The 18,591-nt window shown below is 38.0% G+C and carries 17 protein-coding genes and 1 riboswitch; of the genes, 14 read left to right on the forward strand and 3 right to left on the reverse strand.

All coding sequences use genetic code 11. The annotated features are described in order from the left end of the window. Positions 1-367 precede the first annotated feature (367 nt). Positions 368-469, forward strand: a riboswitch (purine riboswitch). Between the two features lie 111 nt (positions 470-580). The 12 genes from purE to purD all read left to right on the forward strand — a co-directional run bounded on the left by purE (position 581) and on the right by purD (position 13,638). Then, positions 581-1,066 carry a 5-(carboxyamino)imidazole ribonucleotide mutase gene (purE, locus tag COL05_RS23530; RefSeq protein WP_000839367.1) on the forward strand — a complete coding sequence of 162 codons (486 nt, stop codon included), beginning with the start codon at positions 581-583 and terminating at the stop codon, positions 1,064-1,066. Continuing rightward, on the forward strand, positions 1,063-2,214 hold the full coding sequence (gene purK / locus COL05_RS23535; RefSeq protein WP_098670345.1) for a 5-(carboxyamino)imidazole ribonucleotide synthase: 1,152 nt from the start codon (positions 1,063-1,065) through the stop codon (positions 2,212-2,214). The genes purE and purK overlap by 4 nt, the downstream gene beginning before the upstream one ends. Further along, on the forward strand, positions 2,211-3,518 hold the full coding sequence (gene purB, locus COL05_RS23540) for an adenylosuccinate lyase (RefSeq protein WP_000625683.1): 1,308 nt from the start codon (positions 2,211-2,213) through the stop codon (positions 3,516-3,518). Before purK ends, purB begins: the two co-directional genes overlap by 4 nt. 88 nt (positions 3,519-3,606) lie before the next feature. After that, positions 3,607-4,326, forward strand: coding sequence for a phosphoribosylaminoimidazolesuccinocarboxamide synthase (gene purC, locus COL05_RS23545; protein WP_098347368.1), 720 nt, complete (start codon positions 3,607-3,609; stop codon positions 4,324-4,326). After that, complete coding sequence (purS, locus tag COL05_RS23550) at positions 4,319-4,573, forward strand: phosphoribosylformylglycinamidine synthase subunit PurS (protein WP_000278826.1); 255 nt, start codon at positions 4,319-4,321, stop codon at positions 4,571-4,573. The genes purC and purS overlap by 8 nt, the downstream gene beginning before the upstream one ends. Then, positions 4,570-5,253 carry a phosphoribosylformylglycinamidine synthase subunit PurQ gene (purQ, locus tag COL05_RS23555; RefSeq protein ID WP_000666779.1) on the forward strand — a complete coding sequence of 228 codons (684 nt, stop codon included), beginning with the start codon at positions 4,570-4,572 and terminating at the stop codon, positions 5,251-5,253. Before purS ends, purQ begins: the two co-directional genes overlap by 4 nt. Beyond that, on the forward strand, positions 5,237-7,456 hold the full coding sequence (gene purL / locus COL05_RS23560; protein ID WP_098670346.1) for a phosphoribosylformylglycinamidine synthase II: 2,220 nt from the start codon (positions 5,237-5,239) through the stop codon (positions 7,454-7,456). The genes purQ and purL overlap by 17 nt, the downstream gene beginning before the upstream one ends. Further along, the gene (gene purF, locus COL05_RS23565; RefSeq protein ID WP_098670347.1) at positions 7,441-8,856 is read left to right on the forward strand and encodes an amidophosphoribosyltransferase; all 1,416 of its coding nucleotides are present in this window, start codon (positions 7,441-7,443) and stop codon (positions 8,854-8,856) included. The genes purL and purF overlap by 16 nt, the downstream gene beginning before the upstream one ends. A gap of 101 nt (positions 8,857-8,957) precedes the next feature. Further along, positions 8,958-9,998: a phosphoribosylformylglycinamidine cyclo-ligase gene (gene purM / locus COL05_RS23570; protein ID WP_098670348.1), complete on the forward strand. Its 1,041-nt coding sequence runs from the start codon at positions 8,958-8,960 to the stop codon at positions 9,996-9,998. Then, a complete protein-coding gene (gene purN / locus COL05_RS23575) occupies positions 9,995-10,582 on the forward strand; it encodes a phosphoribosylglycinamide formyltransferase (protein WP_098670349.1) in 588 nt (195 codons plus the stop codon). Before purM ends, purN begins: the two co-directional genes overlap by 4 nt. Before the next feature lie 24 nt (positions 10,583-10,606). Then, positions 10,607-12,142, forward strand: coding sequence for a bifunctional phosphoribosylaminoimidazolecarboxamide formyltransferase/IMP cyclohydrolase (gene purH / locus COL05_RS23580; RefSeq protein ID WP_098670350.1), 1,536 nt, complete (start codon positions 10,607-10,609; stop codon positions 12,140-12,142). Positions 12,143-12,366: 224 nt separating this feature from the next. Further along, entirely contained in the window at positions 12,367-13,638 is a 1,272-nt protein-coding gene (gene purD, locus COL05_RS23585) for a phosphoribosylamine--glycine ligase (RefSeq protein ID WP_098670351.1), read from the forward strand. Positions 13,639-13,674: 36 nt separating this feature from the next. On the opposite strand, the gene COL05_RS23590 is transcribed toward purD, so the two are convergent. From COL05_RS23590 to COL05_RS23600, 3 genes are all read right to left on the reverse strand, one after another. Continuing rightward, positions 13,675-13,839 carry a type II toxin-antitoxin system antitoxin gene (locus COL05_RS23590; protein WP_001085171.1) on the reverse strand — a complete coding sequence of 55 codons (165 nt, stop codon included), beginning with the start codon at positions 13,837-13,839 and terminating at the stop codon, positions 13,675-13,677. A gap of 16 nt (positions 13,840-13,855) precedes the next feature. Then, complete coding sequence (locus COL05_RS23595; RefSeq protein WP_088231847.1) at positions 13,856-14,701, reverse strand: SPFH domain-containing protein; 846 nt, start codon at positions 14,699-14,701, stop codon at positions 13,856-13,858. Between the two features lie 220 nt (positions 14,702-14,921). Continuing rightward, complete coding sequence (locus COL05_RS23600) at positions 14,922-15,299, reverse strand: YgaP family membrane protein (protein ID WP_098670352.1); 378 nt, start codon at positions 15,297-15,299, stop codon at positions 14,922-14,924. Positions 15,300-15,635: 336 nt separating this feature from the next. Between COL05_RS23600 and pcrB the strand changes: the two genes are divergently transcribed. Both pcrB and pcrA read left to right on the forward strand, forming a co-directional pair. Beyond that, positions 15,636-16,325 carry a heptaprenylglyceryl phosphate synthase gene (gene pcrB / locus COL05_RS23610; protein ID WP_098670353.1) on the forward strand — a complete coding sequence of 230 codons (690 nt, stop codon included), beginning with the start codon at positions 15,636-15,638 and terminating at the stop codon, positions 16,323-16,325. A gap of 12 nt (positions 16,326-16,337) precedes the next feature. Beyond that, positions 16,338-18,587 (forward strand): DNA helicase PcrA, encoded by a 2,250-nt coding sequence (gene pcrA, locus COL05_RS23615; protein ID WP_142337634.1) that lies wholly within the window; start codon positions 16,338-16,340, stop codon positions 18,585-18,587. Positions 18,588-18,591: the final 4 nt, after the last annotated feature.

The raw sequence follows: 18,591 nt of genomic DNA on the forward strand, positions 1-18,591 counted from the left end.
TTTATTCTTATGTGCCAAATATCATAATTCATATATTCAATAACCTGAAAGAAGAAAAAGAATGAAAATGAGGCTATTTAAAGGAATAAATATGAAAAGAGTGTTGATATTCTTTCATTATTATCCTTAGTATAAATAAAAGGAATGAAAATGATATGCTTATATTAAAGCGTACCGAATTAGTATATAAACTGCTATGTGTATGATAGATCTCTAGAAATACATATTCTAATTTCCGATCCTTCTTGTATATAGTTACAATTATTCTTTTGAATATAACTAAAACACGAACGTTATTAATGAGTAATAAAAAAACATTCGATTATTTGTTGACATTGTTTATGAAATATTGTTAATATAGCCATAGAAAGAATAATATATAAGACCTCATATAATCGCGGGGATATGGCCTGCAAGTCTCTACCTAACGACCGTTATTCGTTAGACTATGAGGGAAAGTCACTCGGTATTTTTCTATTCACAAGGGATACGTATGCCTGAGTAGAGCACTTTCTCTCATAGTAAAAAGAGAAACTGTTCTATTTCAGGCTTTTTTTATTTGAATCGGGGGGATTCTAATATGAAATCACTAGTTGGAGTCATAATGGGAAGCACGTCAGACTGGGAAACAATGAAATATGCTTGTGACATTTTAGATGAATTAAATATACCGTATGAGAAAAAAGTTGTATCCGCTCATCGGACTCCGGATTATATGTTTGAATATGCAGAGACGGCTCGTGAACGTGGATTGAAAGTTATTATTGCTGGAGCTGGTGGAGCAGCACATTTACCAGGAATGGTTGCAGCGAAGACGAATCTTCCTGTAATCGGAGTTCCAGTTCAATCAAAAGCGTTAAACGGCTTAGATTCATTATTATCCATCGTCCAAATGCCAGGAGGGGTTCCAGTTGCAACTGTTGCAATCGGTAAGGCTGGTTCAACAAATGCTGGTTTACTTGCTGCACAAATACTTGGATCATTCCATGATGATATACATGATGCATTAGAATTGAGAAGAGAAGCAATTGAAAAAGATGTGCGTGAAGGTAGTGAGCTAGTATGACGAGAATCATTTTACCTGGAAAAACAATCGGCATTATTGGAGGCGGCCAGCTAGGAAGAATGATGGCATTGGCAGCTAAGGAGATGGGATATAAAATTGCTGTTTTAGATCCTACAAAACATTCACCATGTGCACAAGTTGCTGATATTGAAATTGTTGCATCATATGACGATTTAAAAGCAATTCAGCATTTAGCGGAGATCAGTGATGTCGTCACATATGAATTTGAGAATATTGATTATAGTTGTTTACAATGGCTTGAAAAACATGCTTACTTACCGCAAGGCAGTCAGTTGTTAAGTAAAACGCAAAATCGTTTTACAGAAAAGAATGCGATTGAGAAGGCGGGGCTACCAGTAGCAACGTATAGATTCGTTCAAAATCAAGATCAGCTTACTGAAGCAATCACTGAGTTATCATATCCTTCCGTATTAAAAACGACGACAGGCGGATATGATGGGAAAGGTCAAGTTGTTTTAAGAAGTGAGGCTGACGTTGATAAAGCGCGAGAGCTTGCGAATGCAGCAGAGTGTATTTTAGAGAAATGGGTGCCTTTTGAAAAAGAAGTATCAGTTATTGTCATTCGTAGTGTAAGTGGTGAAACGAAAGTATTCCCGGTAGCGGAAAATATTCATGTAAATAACATTTTGCATGAATCTATCGTTCCGGCTCGCATTACAGAAGAACTTTCTCAAAAAGCAATTGCTTATGCAAAAGTGCTCGCGGATGAACTAGAACTTGTGGGAACACTAGCGGTAGAGATGTTTGCTACAGCTGATGGTGAGATTTACATTAATGAACTGGCACCAAGACCTCACAATTCAGGACACTATACACAGGATGCATGTGAAACGAGTCAATTCGGTCAACATATTCGAGCAATCTGTAATTTACCTCTTGGAGAAACAAATTTGTTAAAACCAGTTGTCATGGTAAACATTTTAGGCGAACATATAGAAGGGGTCCTAAGACAAGTGAATAGATTAACCGGGTGCTATTTACACTTGTATGGAAAAGAAGAAGCAAAAGCGCAGCGAAAAATGGGGCATGTTAATATTTTAAATGATAATATTGAAGTCGCTCTAGAAAAAGCGAAGAGTTTGCATATTTGGGACCATCAAGAACAACTGTTGGAGGGAAAAAGATGATTAGTCGTTATACACGCCCAGAAATGGGTGCAATTTGGACGGAAGAGAACAAATTTAAAGCGTGGTTAGAAGTTGAGATTTTAGCTTGTGAAGCATGGGCTGAGCTTGGCGATATTCCAAAAGAAGATGTTAAGAAAATTCGTGAGCATGCATCATTTGATATTGATCGTATTTATGAAATTGAAAAAGAGACACGTCATGACGTAGTTGCATTCACTCGTGCTGTATCAGAAACACCAGCATTAGGCGAGGAACGTAAATGGGTTCATTACGGTTTAACATCTACAGACGTAGTAGATACAGCGTTATCTTATATTTTAAAACAAGCGAATGAAATCATATTAAAAGACTTAGAAAACTTTGTAAGCATTTTAGCTAACAAAGCAAAAGAGCATAAATACACGATCATGATGGGAAGAACACATGGTGTTCATGCAGAACCAACAACATTTGGTTTAAAACTTGGTCTTTGGTATGAAGAAATGAAGCGTAACGTAGAGCGTTTCAAGCAAGCTGCTAATACAGTTCGCGTTGGTAAATTATCTGGTGCGGTTGGTACATATGCAAATATCGATCCATTCGTAGAAAAGTATGTTTGTGAGAACTTAGGATTAGAAGCAGCACCAATTTCAACACAAACATTGCAACGTGATCGCCATGCTCATTACATGTCAACACTTGCATTAATCGCAACATCTATCGAAAAGATGGCAGTTGAGATTCGTGGTTTACAAAAGAGTGAAACACGTGAAGTTGAAGAAGCTTTCGCCAAAGGTCAAAAAGGTTCTTCTGCAATGCCACATAAGCGTAATCCAATTGGATCTGAAAATATGACTGGTTTAGCTCGTGTTATCCGCGGTTATATGATGACAGCTTATGAGAATGTTCCATTATGGCATGAGCGTGATATTTCTCACTCTTCAGCAGAACGCGTAATTTTACCAGATGCTACAATCGCGTTAAATTACATGCTAAACCGCTTTGGTAATATTGTTAAAAACTTAACTGTATACCCAGAGAATATGAAACGCAATATGACAAGAACATACGGCTTAATTTATTCTCAGCGCGTAATGCTTACATTAATCGATAAAGGTATGGTACGAGAAGAAGCTTACGATATCGTACAACCTAAAGCGATGGAAGCTTGGGAAACACAAGTACAATTTAAAGAGCTTGTAGAAGCTGATGAGCGTATTACAAGCAAGTTAACACAAGAAGAAATTAATGAATGCTTCAACTATGAGCATCATATGCAACACGTTGATACAATCTTTGAACGCCTAGGATTAAACGAAGCGTAAAATTTCATATGGCACAGAATAGAGTCATTCTGTGCCATTCTTTATAAAAACATTATTCACATTTTTCAAACTACAGGGGGCTTGCGAAATGCAAAAGCTAGAATTGCTGTATGAAGGTAAGGCAAAAAGAATTTATCGTACAGAATCAGCAGATATGGTTTGGGTAGAGTACAAAGATAGTGCGACTGCTTTCAATGGGGAGAAAAAAGAGACGATTACAGGAAAAGGTCGTTTGAACAATGAGATTACAACCTTATTGTTCAGAAAGTTACAAGAAGTGGGAATTAAAACGCATTTTGTTGAGAAGTTATCTGAGACAGAGCAACTTGTTAAAAAAGTGAGTATTATTCCTTTAGAAGTTGTCACAAGAAATGTAATTGCAGGAAGTCTTTCAAAACGATTAGGAATGGAAGAGGGAACTGTACTTGCAGAACCAATCGTAGAATTTTACTTCAAAGATGATGATTTAGGAGATCCGCTTGTAACGGAAGATCATATTCGTGTATTAAACGTTGCGTCGCCAGAGCAAGTAAGCGTATTACGAGAGATGGCTCTACAAATCAATCAAGTGTTGATTGATCATTTCGCAAGCTGTCGTGTAAGATTAGTAGATTTCAAATTAGAGTTTGGTGTAACGGAAGCAGGAGAAATTATTTTAGCGGATGAAATTTCACCAGATACTTGCCGTTTATGGGATGAAACGAGCAATGAAAAGTTCGATAAAGACGTATTCCGTCGCGACCTTGGAAATTTAACAGATGCTTATGAAGAAATTTTAAAACGTTTAGGGGGAATTTCACATGTATAAAGTTAAGGTATATGTAACATTAAGAGAAAGCGTATTAGATCCACAAGGAACAGCCGTAAAAGGAGCACTTCATAGCCTTTCATTCACAGAAGTACAAGATGTTCGAATTGGAAAGTACATGGAACTAACAATTGATAAATCGGTAACTGACTTAGATAGCAAGGTAAAGGAAATGTGTGAAAAACTATTAGCAAACGTTGTAATGGAAGACTTCCGTTATGAAGTTGAGGAGGTTGTCGCACAGTGAAATTTGCCGTAATAGTATTTCCAGGTTCGAACTGTGATGTTGATATGTTCCATGCAATTAAAGATGAGCTTGGCGAAGAAGTAGATTACGTTTGGCACGATACAGAGAATTTAGATGAGTATGATGCAATTCTACTACCTGGTGGATTCTCTTACGGTGACTACTTACGCTGCGGTGCTATCTCTCGCTTTGCAAATGCAATGAAAGCAGTGCAAAAAGCCGCTGAGCAAGGAAAGCCAATTTTAGGTGTATGTAATGGATTCCAGATTCTTGTTGAATCAGGATTACTACCAGGAGCGTTAATGAGAAACGAAAACTTAAAATTTATGTGTCGCACTGTTCAGTTACGTGTTGAAAATAATGAAACGATGTTTACATCACAATATGAAAAAGATGAAGTAATCAATATTCCAATTGCACATGGTGAGGGGAATTACTATTGTGATGAAGAGACTCTTAAACAATTAGAAGAGAATAATCAAATCGCATTCCGTTACGTGGAAAACCCGAATGGTAGCGTTTCAGATATTGCAGGTATTGTGAACGAAAAAGGAAATGTACTTGGTATGATGCCACACCCAGAGCGTGCTGTAGATGAATTACTTGGCGGTGCTGAAGGGTTAAAAGTCTTTCAATCTATCTTAAAACAGTGGAGGGAAACATATGTCGTTAATGCTTGAACCAAATCCAACACAAATTAAAGAAGAGCGCATATATGCGGAAATGGGGCTAACAGACGAAGAGTTTGCCATGGTTGAAAAGATTTTAGGTCGTCTGCCAAATTATACAGAAACAGGTTTATTCTCTGTAATGTGGTCAGAACATTGTAGTTATAAAAATTCAAAACCAGTGCTTAGAAAATTCCCAACAACAGGTGAGCGCGTCTTGCAAGGACCTGGGGAAGGTGCTGGAATTGTAGATATCGGTGATAATCAAGCGGTTGTATTTAAAATGGAAAGCCATAACCATCCTTCTGCTATTGAACCATATCAAGGAGCAGCAACAGGCGTTGGTGGTATTATCCGTGACGTATTCTCTATGGGAGCACGTCCAGTAGCTCTATTAAACTCACTTCGATTTGGGGAATTACAATCACCACGTGTGAAATATTTATTCGAAGAAGTAGTAGCAGGGATTGCAGGATACGGTAACTGTATCGGTATTCCGACTGTTGGCGGCGAAGTACAGTTCGATCCATGTTATGAAGGAAATCCACTTGTAAATGCAATGTGTGTAGGTTTAATTAACCACGAAGATATTAAAAAAGGGCAAGCACACGGTGCTGGAAATACAGTAATGTACGTAGGAGCATCAACTGGTCGTGACGGTATTCACGGTGCAACATTCGCATCTGAAGAGTTATCTGAAAGCTCAGAAGCGAAGCGTCCAGCAGTTCAAGTAGGAGACCCATTTATGGAGAAACTTCTTATTGAAGCTTGCTTAGAACTTATTCAATCAGATGCACTTGTTGGAATTCAAGATATGGGTGCAGCTGGTTTAACATCATCTTCTGCAGAAATGGCAAGTAAAGCAGGAATGGGTATTGAAATGTACTTAGATGATGTACCACAGCGTGAAACAGGAATGACACCATATGAAATGATGCTATCTGAATCACAAGAGCGTATGTTAATTGTTGTGAAAAAAGGTAGAGAGCAAGAAATAGTAGATTTATTTGAGAAGTATGGTCTTGCAGCCGTTACGATGGGGAAAGTAACGGAAGACAAAATGCTTCGTTTATTCCATAAAGGTGAAATGGTAGCTGAAGTGCCAGCAGATGCCCTTGCAGAAGAAGCGCCAATTTATCATAAACCATCAAAAGAAGCAGCATACTTTGCTGAATTCCAGCAGATGAAAATGGAAACACCAAAAGTAGAAAATTATAAAGAAACGTTATTCGCTCTATTACAACAACCGACGATTGCAAGTAAAGAGTGGGTTTATGATCAATATGATTATCAAGTTCGCACAAGCACAGTTGTTACACCAGGTTCAGATGCAGCGGTTGTACGTGTACGCGGTACAGAAAAAGGATTAGCAATGACGACAGACTGTAACTCTCGCTACATTTATTTAGATCCAGAAATGGGCGGTAAAATTGCAGTAGCAGAGGCAGCACGTAATATCGTATGTTCTGGAGGAGAGCCACTTGCAATTACAGATTGCTTAAACTTCGGTAATCCAGAGAAACCAGAAATCTTCTGGCAAATTGAGAAATCAGTAGATGGTATGAGTGAAGCTTGTCGCACATTACAAACACCAGTTATTGGCGGAAACGTATCAATGTATAACGAACGTAGTGGTGAAGCGGTATATCCAACACCGACAGTTGGGATGGTCGGACTAGTACATGACTTAAAACATGTAACAACACAAGAGTTTAAGCAAGCTGGCGATTTAGTTTATGTTATCGGAGAGACGAAAGCCGAGTTTGGTGGAAGTGAATTACAGAAAATGATCCACGGAAAAATTTTCGGCCAATCACCAAGTATCGATCTAGACGTAGAATTAAAACGTCAAAAACAAGTATTAGCAGCAATTCAAGCTGGCCTTGTTCAATCTGCTCATGATGTTGCTGAAGGTGGTTTAGCAGTTGCAATTTCAGAAAGTGCAATTGGTGCTAACGGCTTAGGTGCTACTGTGAAATTAGGTGGAGAAGAAACAGCAGCATTATTCGCTGAATCACAATCTCGCTTCGTGATAACAGTAAAACGTGAAAATAAAGAAGCGTTCGAGAAAGCGGTAGAAGCAATTCAAGTTGGAGAAGTGACAAATACAAATGAAGTAACAATTCATAATGAAGAAAATGAAGTATTACTTACAGCAAATGTAGATGAAATGAGAAAGGCTTGGAAAGGGGCAATCCCATGCTTGCTGAAATAAAGGGGTTAAATGAAGAATGTGGCGTTTTCGGAATTTGGGGGCATGAAAATGCGGCACAAGTTTCATACTACGGATTGCATAGTTTACAGCACCGTGGGCAAGAAGGCGCGGGCATCGTCGTAAATAATGGGGAAAAAATCGTCGGTCACAAGGGGTTAGGTTTAATATCGGAAGTGTTTTCAAGAGGTGAGCTAGAAGGATTGAACGGAAAATCAGCAATCGGACACGTACGATACGCGACGGCTGGTGGAAGTGAAGTAGCTAACGTTCAACCGCTATTATTCCGTTTTTCTGATCATAGTATGGCATTAGCTCATAACGGGAATTTAATTAATGCAAAAATGCTTCGCCGCGAATTGGAGGCAGAGGGAAGTATTTTTCAAACAAGTTCAGACACAGAAGTACTTTTACATCTTATTAAACGTAGTACGAAAGATTCATTAATTGAAAGTGTAAAAGAGGCTTTAAATAAAGTGAAGGGTGCGTTTGCGTATCTTTTACTAACTGGAAATGAAATGATTGTTGCGTTAGATCCAAATGGGTTCCGTCCTCTTTCAATTGGAAAGATGGGTGATGCTTACGTTGTAGCATCAGAAACATGTGCTTTTGATGTAGTAGGTGCAACATACATTCGTGATGTAGAACCGGGTGAATTACTTATCATTAATGATGAAGGAATTCACGTAGATCGTTTCACAAATGATGTAGAACATGCAATTTGCAGTATGGAATACATTTACTTCGCACGCCCAGATTCAAATATTGCTGGTGTTAACGTCCATGCAGCACGTAAAAACATGGGAAAACGTTTGGCGGCAGAAGCTCCTATTGAAGCTGATGTTGTTACTGGTGTACCAGACTCTAGTATTTCAGCAGCAATTGGTTATGCGGAAGCGACAGGCATTCCATATGAGTTAGGATTAATTAAAAATCGTTATGTCGGACGTACATTTATTCAACCTTCGCAAGAACTGCGAGAGCAAGGGGTTAAGATGAAGCTTTCAGCAGTAAGAGGTGTAGTTGAAGGAAAACGGGTTGTTATGATTGACGATTCTATCGTACGAGGAACAACGAGTAAACGAATTGTTCGTATGCTTCGTGAGGCTGGAGCGACAGAAGTTCACGTAAGAATAGCTTCACCACCTTTGAAATATCCATGTTTCTACGGCATTGATATTCAAACGAGAAAAGAATTAATTGCAGCAAATCATACAGTAGAAGAAATTCGTGAAATGATTGGTGCAGACTCATTAACATTTTTAAGTGAAGATGGATTAGTAGATGCAATTGGACGTCCATATGAAGGGAAATACGGCGGCCTATGTATGGCGTACTTCAATGGAGATTATCCAACAGCCCTTTATGATTATGAGCAAGAGCTTTTTGAAAGTATGAAATAAGAAGGAAAAAGCTTCTACTTCTTTTGAGGTAGAAGCTAGCTTCTTTCTTAAAATGTCCCGCACAGGATAGGGAGAAATTAAAAGACGAGGTGTAGATAACGATGGCGAATGCATATAAGCAAGCAGGAGTAGATATTGAAGCTGGATATGAAGCGGTATCTCGCATGAAAAAACACGTACAAACAACAATGAGAAAAGAAGTACTAGGCGGTTTAGGCGGTTTTGGAGGTATGTTTGATCTATCAAAATTTGCATTAGAAGAACCTGTATTAGTATCTGGAACAGATGGCGTGGGAACGAAATTGATGCTCGCTTTTATGGCAGATAAACATGACACAATTGGTATTGATGCAGTAGCGATGTGTGTAAATGATATTGTTGTCCAAGGAGCAGAGCCGCTTTTCTTCCTTGATTATATTGCTTGTGGTAAAGCTGAACCTAGTAAAATTGAAAACATCGTCAAAGGTATATCAGAGGGCTGTCGCCAAGCTGGTTGTGCATTAATCGGTGGGGAAACAGCTGAAATGCCAGGAATGTATTCTACGGAAGAATATGATTTAGCTGGTTTTACAGTTGGGATTGTTGATAAAAAGAAAATTGTAACAGGTGAAAAAATTGAAGCTGGTCACGTGCTAATTGGCTTAGCATCTAGCGGTATTCATAGTAACGGTTATTCTTTAGTACGAAAAGTGTTACTAGAAGATGGAGAACTATCTTTAGAGCGTATTTATGACCGCTTAGAACTACCTCTTGGTGAAGAGTTATTAAAACCAACGAAAATTTATGTCAAACCTATTTTAGAACTATTGAAAAAATATGAAGTATACGGTATGGCGCATATTACAGGTGGCGGATTTATTGAAAATATTCCACGTATGTTACCAGAAGGAATCGGTGCAGAAATTGAATTAGGATCTTGGGAAATTCAACCGATCTTTAGTTTACTTCAGGAGATTGGAAAACTAGAAGAGAAAGAAATGTTCAATATTTTTAACATGGGTATTGGTATGGTAGTAGCGGTGAAGGAAGAAGATGCAAAAGATGTTGTTCGTCTTCTTGAAGAGCAAGGAGAAATTGCTCGTATTATTGGACGTACTATACAAGGAGCTGGCGTTACCTTCAATGGGGGCACAGCACTATGAGTAGATTAGCAGTTTTTGCTTCTGGAAGCGGATCTAACTTTCAATCTCTCGTTAATGCGGTAGAAGAAAAAAGATTGGATGCAGAAATTAGTTTATTAGTATGTGATAAACCAGAAGCACGCGCTGTTGGACGGGCAAATTATCATCATATTCCGTGTTTTGCTTTTTCAGCGAAAGCATATGAGTCAAAAGAAGCGTTTGAAAAAGAGATATTAAAGAAGCTAGAAGAATATGAAATTGATTATGTTATTTTAGCTGGATATATGCGTTTAATCGGGCCGACGTTACTAGAAGCATATGGCGGGAAGATTATTAATATTCATCCATCATTACTACCGAGCTTTCCGGGTAAAGATGCTGTCGGTCAAGCGTTAGAAGCAGGTGTGAAAGTAACTGGAGTAACAATTCATTATGTAGATGCAGGTATGGATACAGGGCCAATTATTGCGCAAGAAGCAGTGGTTGTTTCTGAAGGGGATACGAGAGAAAGTTTACAAAAGAAAATTCAACAAGTTGAACATAAATTATACGTAAATACAGTGAATCAAATCGTTCAATCTGTGAAAGAACCAACTGTTAACTAACATACAACCAGGGGTGAAGGATAAATGAAGAAGCGTGCATTAGTAAGTGTTTCAGATAAAACAGGAGTAGTAGAATTTGTTAAAGGGTTACTAGAACAAGGGATTGAAGTTATTTCAACAGGTGGTACGAAAAAGTTACTAGAAGAAAACGGTTTACAAGTAATTGGTATTTCTGAAGTAACTGGTTTCCCTGAAATTATGGATGGCCGTGTGAAAACATTACATCCAAATATTCATGGTGGTCTATTAGCAGTTCGCGATAATGCAACGCATGTAGCACAAATGAATGAGTTAGGTATGGAGCCGATTGATTTTGTTGTTGTTAACTTATACCCATTCAAAGAAACAATCGCTAAGCCTGATGTAACATTTGCTGATGCAATTGAAAATATTGATATCGGTGGTCCAACAATGATTCGCTCTGCTGCGAAAAATCATAAATTTGTATCGGTAATTGTAGATCCAGTAGATTACGATGTTGTATTAGCAGAACTGAAAGAGAACGGTGAAGTAAAAGAAGAAACAAAACGTAAATTAGCAGCAAAGGTATTCCGTCATACAGCGGCATATGATGCGTTAATCTCTAACTACTTAACAGAGCAAATGGGTGAAGAAAGCCCAGAAACATTAACAGTGACATTTGAGAAAAAGCAAGATTTACGTTATGGCGAGAACCCACATCAAAAAGCAACTTTCTATAAAGCACCATTCGCAGCAACTTCTTCTGTTGCGTACGCAGAACAATTACACGGTAAAGAATTATCTTATAACAATATTAACGATGCAGATGCAGCGCTTAGTATCGTGAAAGAATTTACAGAGCCAGCAGTAGTAGCAGTAAAACATATGAATCCATGTGGTGTTGGAGTAGGAACTGATATTCATGAAGCATACACGCGTGCTTATGAAGCAGATCCAGTATCAATCTTTGGAGGTATTATCGCAGCAAATCGTGAAATTGATAAAGCTACAGCAGAAAAGTTACATGAAATTTTCTTAGAAATTGTTATCGCACCTTCGTTCTCGCAAGAAGCTTTAGAAGTGCTACAAAGTAAGAAGAACTTACGCTTACTAACTGTAAATATTGAAAAAGCGACAAATGCAAGCAAAAAACTAACTTCTGTACAAGGTGGACTTCTCGTTCAAGAGGAAGATACGTTATCGTTAGATGAAAGTACAATTTCAATTCCAACGAAACGTGAACCTTCAGAGCAAGAATGGAAAGATTTAAAACTAGCTTGGAAAGTTGTAAAGCATGTGAAGTCAAATGCAATTGTTTTAGCGAAAGATGATATGACAATTGGTGTCGGTGCGGGACAGATGAACCGTGTAGGTTCTGCAAAAATCGCAATTACACAAGCTGGTGAAAAAGCACAAGGTAGCGCGCTTGCATCTGATGCTTTCTTCCCAATGCCAGATACATTAGAAGAAGCAGCAAAAGCAGGGATTACAGCAATCATTCAACCGGGTGGATCAATCCGTGATGAAGATTCTATTAAAGTGGCAGATACGTATGGGATTGCTATGGTGTTCACTGGCGTACGTCATTTTAAACATTAATAGAGGATGTTTAAAAAGTCCGGTCAAGATAACAGTCGCATGTCGTCGTTGCATTGCCAGTGCGGTACTCATGTAGGAAAACTACACTCCGTGTCCTCCTGTCAAATGCGCCTCGACCTGCTCGGTTCTCTTGATCCTCTTTTTTAAACTTTTATTTATATGAAAACAAACTAGGAGCAGCATAGCTTCTAGTTTGTACTTATTTAAGTATCGGGGGATGAAATATGAATGTTTTAGTAATCGGTCGCGGTGGGCGTGAGCATGCTTTAGCTTGGAAGTTCGCGCAATCTGAAAAGGTAGAAAAGGTATATGTAGCACCGGGTAACGAAGGTATGCGCGATGTTGCAACGCCAGTTGATATTGATGAAAATGATTTTGATGCATTAGTTTTATTTGCTAAAGAGAATCATGTAGAATTAACTTTCGTTGGACCAGAAATTCCACTTATGAATGGAATCGTTGATCGTTTTAAAGAAGAGGGGCTTCGCGTATTTGGTCCGAATAAAGCGGCTGCTGTTATTGAAGGTAGTAAAGCTTTTACGAAAGAATTGATGAAAAAGTATAATATTCCAACTGCGGCATATGAAACTTTTACAGATTATGAAGAAGCAGTACAGTACATTCAAAAAGTTGGTGCACCAATCGTTATTAAAGCGGATGGCCTAGCTGCTGGTAAAGGTGTAACAGTAGCGATGACGCTTGAAGAAGCATTACAGGCTACGAAAGAAATGCTACAAGATGTAAAGTTCGGCGAAGCAAGTAAAAAGGTTGTTATTGAAGAATTTTTAGATGGACAAGAATTTTCATTAATGGCATTTGTGAATGGAACAACTGTGTATCCGATGGTAATCGCTCAAGATCATAAACGAGCTTTTGATGGTGATAAAGGTCCAAATACAGGCGGAATGGGTGCGTATTCTCCGGTACCACAAATTCCGGAATCAGCAGTTGAAGAGGCGATAAAAACGGTATTGCATCCAACTGCTAAGGCGATGATCCAAGAAAATCGATCGTTTACAGGAATTTTATATGCGGGACTTATTTTAACAAATGATGGTCCGAAGGTAATTGAATTTAATGCACGCTTTGGTGATCCTGAAACAGAAGTTGTATTACCCCGCTTAGAAAATGATTTAGTTGATGTATGTAACGCCATATTAGATGAAAGTGAGTTAACGTTACAATGGTCAGAGGAAGCGGTAATTGGTGTTGTACTTGCTTCGAAAGGATATCCGGAAGCATATAAAAAAGGTGACATTATTAACGGGTTAGATGCATTGCAAGATGTGATTGTTTTCCATGCGGGTACAGCAATGAAACATGGTGATTTTGTAACAAACGGTGGCCGTGTACTATTTGTTGCTTGTAAGGCAAATAGTTTACAAGAAGCGAAAGATAAGGTGTATAAAGAAATCGGTAAAATTGAGAGTGATGGTCTGTTTTACCGAAGTGATATAGGATATCGTGCAATTGGTCATGAGATGATGAGAAGCTAATATGTAAAAATCCCGCTGATTTCTCAGCGGGATTTTTTATGCATCTTTATCTTTCTTCAATTTCCCTTTTTGCTTTGCCATTTCTCGAAGTAAATATTCGATGTGTGCATTGACGCTACGAAACTCATCATTCGCCCATTTTTCGATGACTGCGTGTAATTCAGGATCAATACGTAATGGAAAGCTTTTCTTTTTAGCCATAATGATTTACAACCTTTTAGTATAGGCTTCCTGTATTAATAACCGGTTGCGCACCTTTATCTGAAACGATGGCAACTAATAAGTTGTTTACCATATTTGCTTTACGCTCGTCATCTAATTCCAGTACGCCTTCTTCATCTAGCATATGGATTGAATCTTTTGCCATCTTCACAGCACCTTCAACAATCTCTTTTCTAGCAGCTAATACTGCTTTTGCTTGTTGACGTTGTAGCATTGCATGGGCAATTTCTGTTGCATAAGCTAAATGTGTTAAACGAGTTTCTAATACTTCTACGCCAGCAATTTCAAGGCGTGCTTCTAATTCACGTTTTAATTCTTCAGAGACTTCTTCAGTATTTCCACGCAATGTAACGCTGGTTTCATCTTGGAAATTGTCATAAGGATATTTCGTTGCAACGTGGCGGATTGCCGTTTCACTTTGAATTTCTACAAATCGATCATAATGTTCAACGCCGAACATCGCTTTTGCAGAATCAACAACCTTATAGACGATAACAGCTGCAATTTCAATTGGATTTCCGTCAACATCATTTACTTTTAATTTCTTACTATTAAAGTTTTCAACACGTAACGATACAGTTTGACGGAATGCGAACGGAATCGTTAAAAATAAACCGTTTTGACGAATTGTTCCTAAATAATTACCGAAAAACGTAATGACTTTTGCTTGATTTGGTTGAACAATACCAATACCTGTAGCAAGAACTGCAGCTAAAATAATAGTTAATGCTGCTCCTATGAAAATTTCTTGCGCGAGGAAAAATACACCGATAGCGGCTAAAATTAAAATGCCAATAATCCCAAGAAAACCATTAACATAAAATACTTGTTTTTCTTTCATATGATCGCCTCCTGATATAAAAATGATATCACTTTTATATTATTTTAAGCAAGAGGTTTACACCTAATTTTCTGAATTTTATTGATTAGGTATATCTTATGTATATTTTAAGGATTAAGATAAGAATGTACGTTCTGTTTTGTGGTAAAATAAAGAAGACTTAACCGCCCACTGCAGCAGCTAAGTCCCTTTGAGAGCATCTTACATCGTGACAAATGATTCAAAGCGGTTTTGCCAGGATTATATCTTCAATCGCTGACTCAATCTCTTTGTCAGAAGCGTCATAACTTCCATTTGACCGTGGTTTGTCATGATTGGAAGTTTGGTTCACTTCTTCTTTAGTATGTCCCTTTTCAGCGAAATTCATGCTAGGCATTTTAAATGCCCCCATATTCATGTATTTTCCGAATTTCCACATTTCAACAACAGGGCAGAAACGAACAATTCCCTCTGCAATTTTCATTGCACCAATCCATAGCAAAATGTTAGACCAAGTGCACCAAGGTTTGCGTACGAGTTTCGTGGCACTACAACCGAAGAGGACAAGTCCGAGTGTAATTCGAATTAGGGCATTTATTGTACCGATATTTTGCTTCATTAGAAAAACACTCCTTTTTATGAAAGTTGAAATAGATAATACTATTTCTCTTATTAGTATCCCGTTTGATTTTTGGGATATGTAATCCAACATTTGACGTGGAAAAAGATGTTGGATTGTGCGTGTGTGTAAGTAGCTTTTTTTGTTATAATGAAAGAATGCATAAAAGGAAGTTCAAAATTAAATCCTCTCGTTTAAAAAATGCGGAAAAGGGAATTCCAAACTTAATTCTCCGTTTTAAACAAATATTTAAAATGAAGTTAAAAAATCCTAATGAAAATAAACTGTTATTTTGAACAGAAATATATACAACTTGAGAAAAGAAAGGGTGTTTTCATGTACGATATTTCCGGGTGGAAACATGTATTTAAGCTTGATCCAAATAAGGAGCTAAGTGACGAACATTTAGAAATGATTTGTGAGTCTGGAACAGATGCTGTTATTGTAGGCGGAAGTGATGGAGTGACAATTGATAATGTACTACACATGTTAGTTAGCATTCGTAGATATGCAGTTCCTTGTGTGTTAGAGGTTTCTGATGTAGAAGCAATTACACCAGGATTCGATTTTTATTATATCCCAAGCGTTTTAAATAGCCGAAAGGTAGAATGGGTAACAGGCGTTCATCATGAGGCTTTGAAAGAATTTGGGGATATTATGGATTGGGACGAAATTTTCATGGAAGGGTATTGTGTTTTAAATCCTGAAGCGAAAGTAGCTCAGCTTACAGATGCGAAATGTGATGTAACAGAAGATGATGTGATTGCATACGCGCGTTTAGCAGACAAGCTATTACGTTTACCGATATTTTACTTAGAATATAGCGGTACGTATGGAGACGTTGAACTTGTTAAAAATGTAAAAGCACAATTGAAACAAGCGAAGTTATATTATGGCGGTGGTATTTCTAATGCAGAACAAGCGAAGGAAATGGCGCAGTACGCTGATACGGTAGTTGTTGGAAATATTATTTACGATGATATAAAAGCAGCGATAAAAACGGTTAAAGCAGTAAAAGGAGAGTAGGTGCAGGCGTATATGAGTATGACAGATAAGTTATTAAATGGTTTAAATCCGCAGCAACAAAAAGCAGTACAAACAACGAACGGACCACTTCTATTAATGGCAGGTGCAGGTAGTGGTAAAACACGTGTGTTAACACATCGTATTGCGTATTTACTTGGTGAAAAAGGTGTAGCACCGTGGAATGTACTAGCTATTACCTTCACAAATAAAGCCGCTCGTGAAATGCGCGAGCGTATTGATACACTTGTCGGACCAGAAGCGGAAGATATTTGGATTTCTACGTTCCACTCTATGTGTGTTCGTATTTTACGACGTGATATCGATCGTATTGGTATTAATCGTAACTTTACAATTTTAGATTCAGGCGATCAGTTAACTGTAGTCAAAAAAATTATGAAAGAGCGCAATATTGATCCGAAGAAATTTGAGCCTCGCTCTATTTTAGCTGGCATTAGTAATGCAAAAAATGAATTGCTATCTGCGGATAAATACGCAAAAAAAATTACAATTGCTGATCCATATGAAAAATTAACGAGCGATGTATATACAGAATATCAAAAGCGTCTTCTGAAAAATAACTCATTAGACTTTGATGATTTAATTATGACAACGATTCAATTATTTGAACGTGTTCCAGAAGTACTAGAGTTTTATCAGCGTAAATTCCAGTATATTCACGTGGATGAGTATCAAGACACGAATAAAGCACAGTACCTTCTTGTTAAACATTTAGCGGCACGTTTTAAAAATTTATGCGTTGTAGGTGACTCTGATCAGTCTATTTATCGCTGGCGTGGTGCGGATATTTCTAATATTTTGTCATTCGAAAAAGACTATGAGAATGCGCAAGTTATTTTGTTAGAACAAAACTATCGTTCGTCACAAAATATTTTAAATGCAGCGAATGCTGTTATTGAAAAAAATACGAATCGTAAACCGAAGAAGTTATGGACTGATAATGAAGTTGGAAGCAAAATCTCATATTATCGTGCTGCAACGGAAAAAGACGAAGCGTACTTTGTTGCGAAAAAAATTCGTGATGATATTCAAATGGGGAAACGAAAATATACTGATTTTGCAGTGTTATATCGTACGAATGCGCAGTCTCGTATGGTCGAGGAGATTTTTCTGAAATCTAATATTCCTTACAAAATTGTCGGCGGTACGAAGTTCTATGATCGTAAAGAGATTAAAGACATTTTGGCGTATTTACGTTTAATTGGAAATCCAGATGATGAGATTAGTTTCGCACGTATTATAAACGTGCCAAAGCGCGGAATTGGTGCGACTTCTATCGATAAAATTATTAATTACGGTGTGCAAAATGGAATTTCATTAACAGCTGTATTTGATGAGATTGAGCATGTTGGAGTAAGTGCAAAGGTTACAAAGGCAGTAAAAGAATTCGCAGGTTTATTACACAACTGGGTAAATATGCAAGAGTATTTATCTGTTACAGAATTAGTGGAAGAAGTTATTGAAAAAACAGGCTATCGCGATATGTTGAAAAACGAGCGTACTTTAGAAGCGGAGGGTCGTCTAGAGAACTTAGATGAGTTTTTATCTGTTACGCAAACATTTGAATCTCAAAGCGAAGATAAGAGCCTTGTTGCATTCTTAACAGACTTAGCACTTGTTGCTGATATTGATCGTGTAGATGAAGATCCAACTGCTGGTGAGGAAGTTATTTTAATGACGATGCACTCAGCAAAAGGATTAGAATTCCCAGTTGTCTTTATTGTTGGTTTAGAGGAAGGAATATTCCCACATACTCGCTCTCTAATGGAAGAAGATGAAATGCAAGAAGAGCGTCGTCTTGCTTATGTAGGTATTACTCGTGCAGAAGAAGAGTTATATTTATCCAATGCACAAATGCGCACTTTATTTGGTAGAACAAGTATGAACGCCGCATCTCGATTTATTACGGAAATCCCGGCAGAACTAGTGGAATCATTAAATGAAACAGCACCAAAGCGTGAAACTTCGTTTGGTACAAAAGGAAGAACGGCTAGTAGCAGTAAAACGACAGTCACAACTACAACACGCTCTCGTTCAGCTTTCGCGCGTCCTGCAGCTAAGACGACAGGCGGCGAGCAAATTGGCTGGGCAGTAGGCGATAAAGCTTCCCACCAAAAATGGGGAGTCGGTACAGTTGTCAGTGTAAAAGGTGAAGGTGATGCAAAAGAATTAGATATTGCGTTCCCAAGCCCAATTGGTGTTAAACGTTTGTTAGCAAAATTTGCACCTGTGACGAAACAATAGGAAA

Origin of the sequence: Bacillus sp. AFS059628, from assembly GCF_002571225.1 — a bacterium.
GTDB lineage: Bacteria > Bacillota > Bacilli > Bacillales > Bacillaceae_G > Bacillus_A.

Bases quoted from the DNA above. Each gene is read 5' to 3' on its own strand.
- purE (WP_000839367.1), top strand. From the start codon at position 581: ATGAAATCACTAGTTGGAGTCATAATGGGAAGCACGTCAGACTGGGAA.
- purK (WP_098670345.1), top strand. From the start codon at position 1,063: ATGACGAGAATCATTTTACCTGGAAAAACAATCGGCATTATTGGAGGC.
- purB (WP_000625683.1), top strand. From the start codon at position 2,211: ATGATTAGTCGTTATACACGCCCAGAAATGGGTGCAATTTGGACGGAA.
- purC (WP_098347368.1), top strand. From the start codon at position 3,607: ATGCAAAAGCTAGAATTGCTGTATGAAGGTAAGGCAAAAAGAATTTAT.
- purS (WP_000278826.1), top strand. From the start codon at position 4,319: ATGTATAAAGTTAAGGTATATGTAACATTAAGAGAAAGCGTATTAGAT.
- purL (WP_098670346.1), top strand. From the start codon at position 5,237: ATGTCGTTAATGCTTGAACCAAATCCAACACAAATTAAAGAAGAGCGC.
- purF (WP_098670347.1), top strand. From the start codon at position 7,441: ATGCTTGCTGAAATAAAGGGGTTAAATGAAGAATGTGGCGTTTTCGGA.
- purM (WP_098670348.1), top strand. From the start codon at position 8,958: ATGGCGAATGCATATAAGCAAGCAGGAGTAGATATTGAAGCTGGATAT.
- purN (WP_098670349.1), top strand. From the start codon at position 9,995: ATGAGTAGATTAGCAGTTTTTGCTTCTGGAAGCGGATCTAACTTTCAA.
- purH (WP_098670350.1), top strand. From the start codon at position 10,607: ATGAAGAAGCGTGCATTAGTAAGTGTTTCAGATAAAACAGGAGTAGTA.
- purD (WP_098670351.1), top strand. From the start codon at position 12,367: ATGAATGTTTTAGTAATCGGTCGCGGTGGGCGTGAGCATGCTTTAGCT.
- COL05_RS23590 (WP_001085171.1), bottom strand. From the start codon at position 13,839: ATGGCTAAAAAGAAAAGCTTTCCATTACGTATTGATCCTGAATTACAC.
- COL05_RS23595 (WP_088231847.1), bottom strand. From the start codon at position 14,701: ATGAAAGAAAAACAAGTATTTTATGTTAATGGTTTTCTTGGGATTATT.
- COL05_RS23600 (WP_098670352.1), bottom strand. From the start codon at position 15,299: ATGAAGCAAAATATCGGTACAATAAATGCCCTAATTCGAATTACACTC.
- pcrB (WP_098670353.1), top strand. From the start codon at position 15,636: ATGTACGATATTTCCGGGTGGAAACATGTATTTAAGCTTGATCCAAAT.
- pcrA (WP_142337634.1), top strand. From the start codon at position 16,338: ATGAGTATGACAGATAAGTTATTAAATGGTTTAAATCCGCAGCAACAA.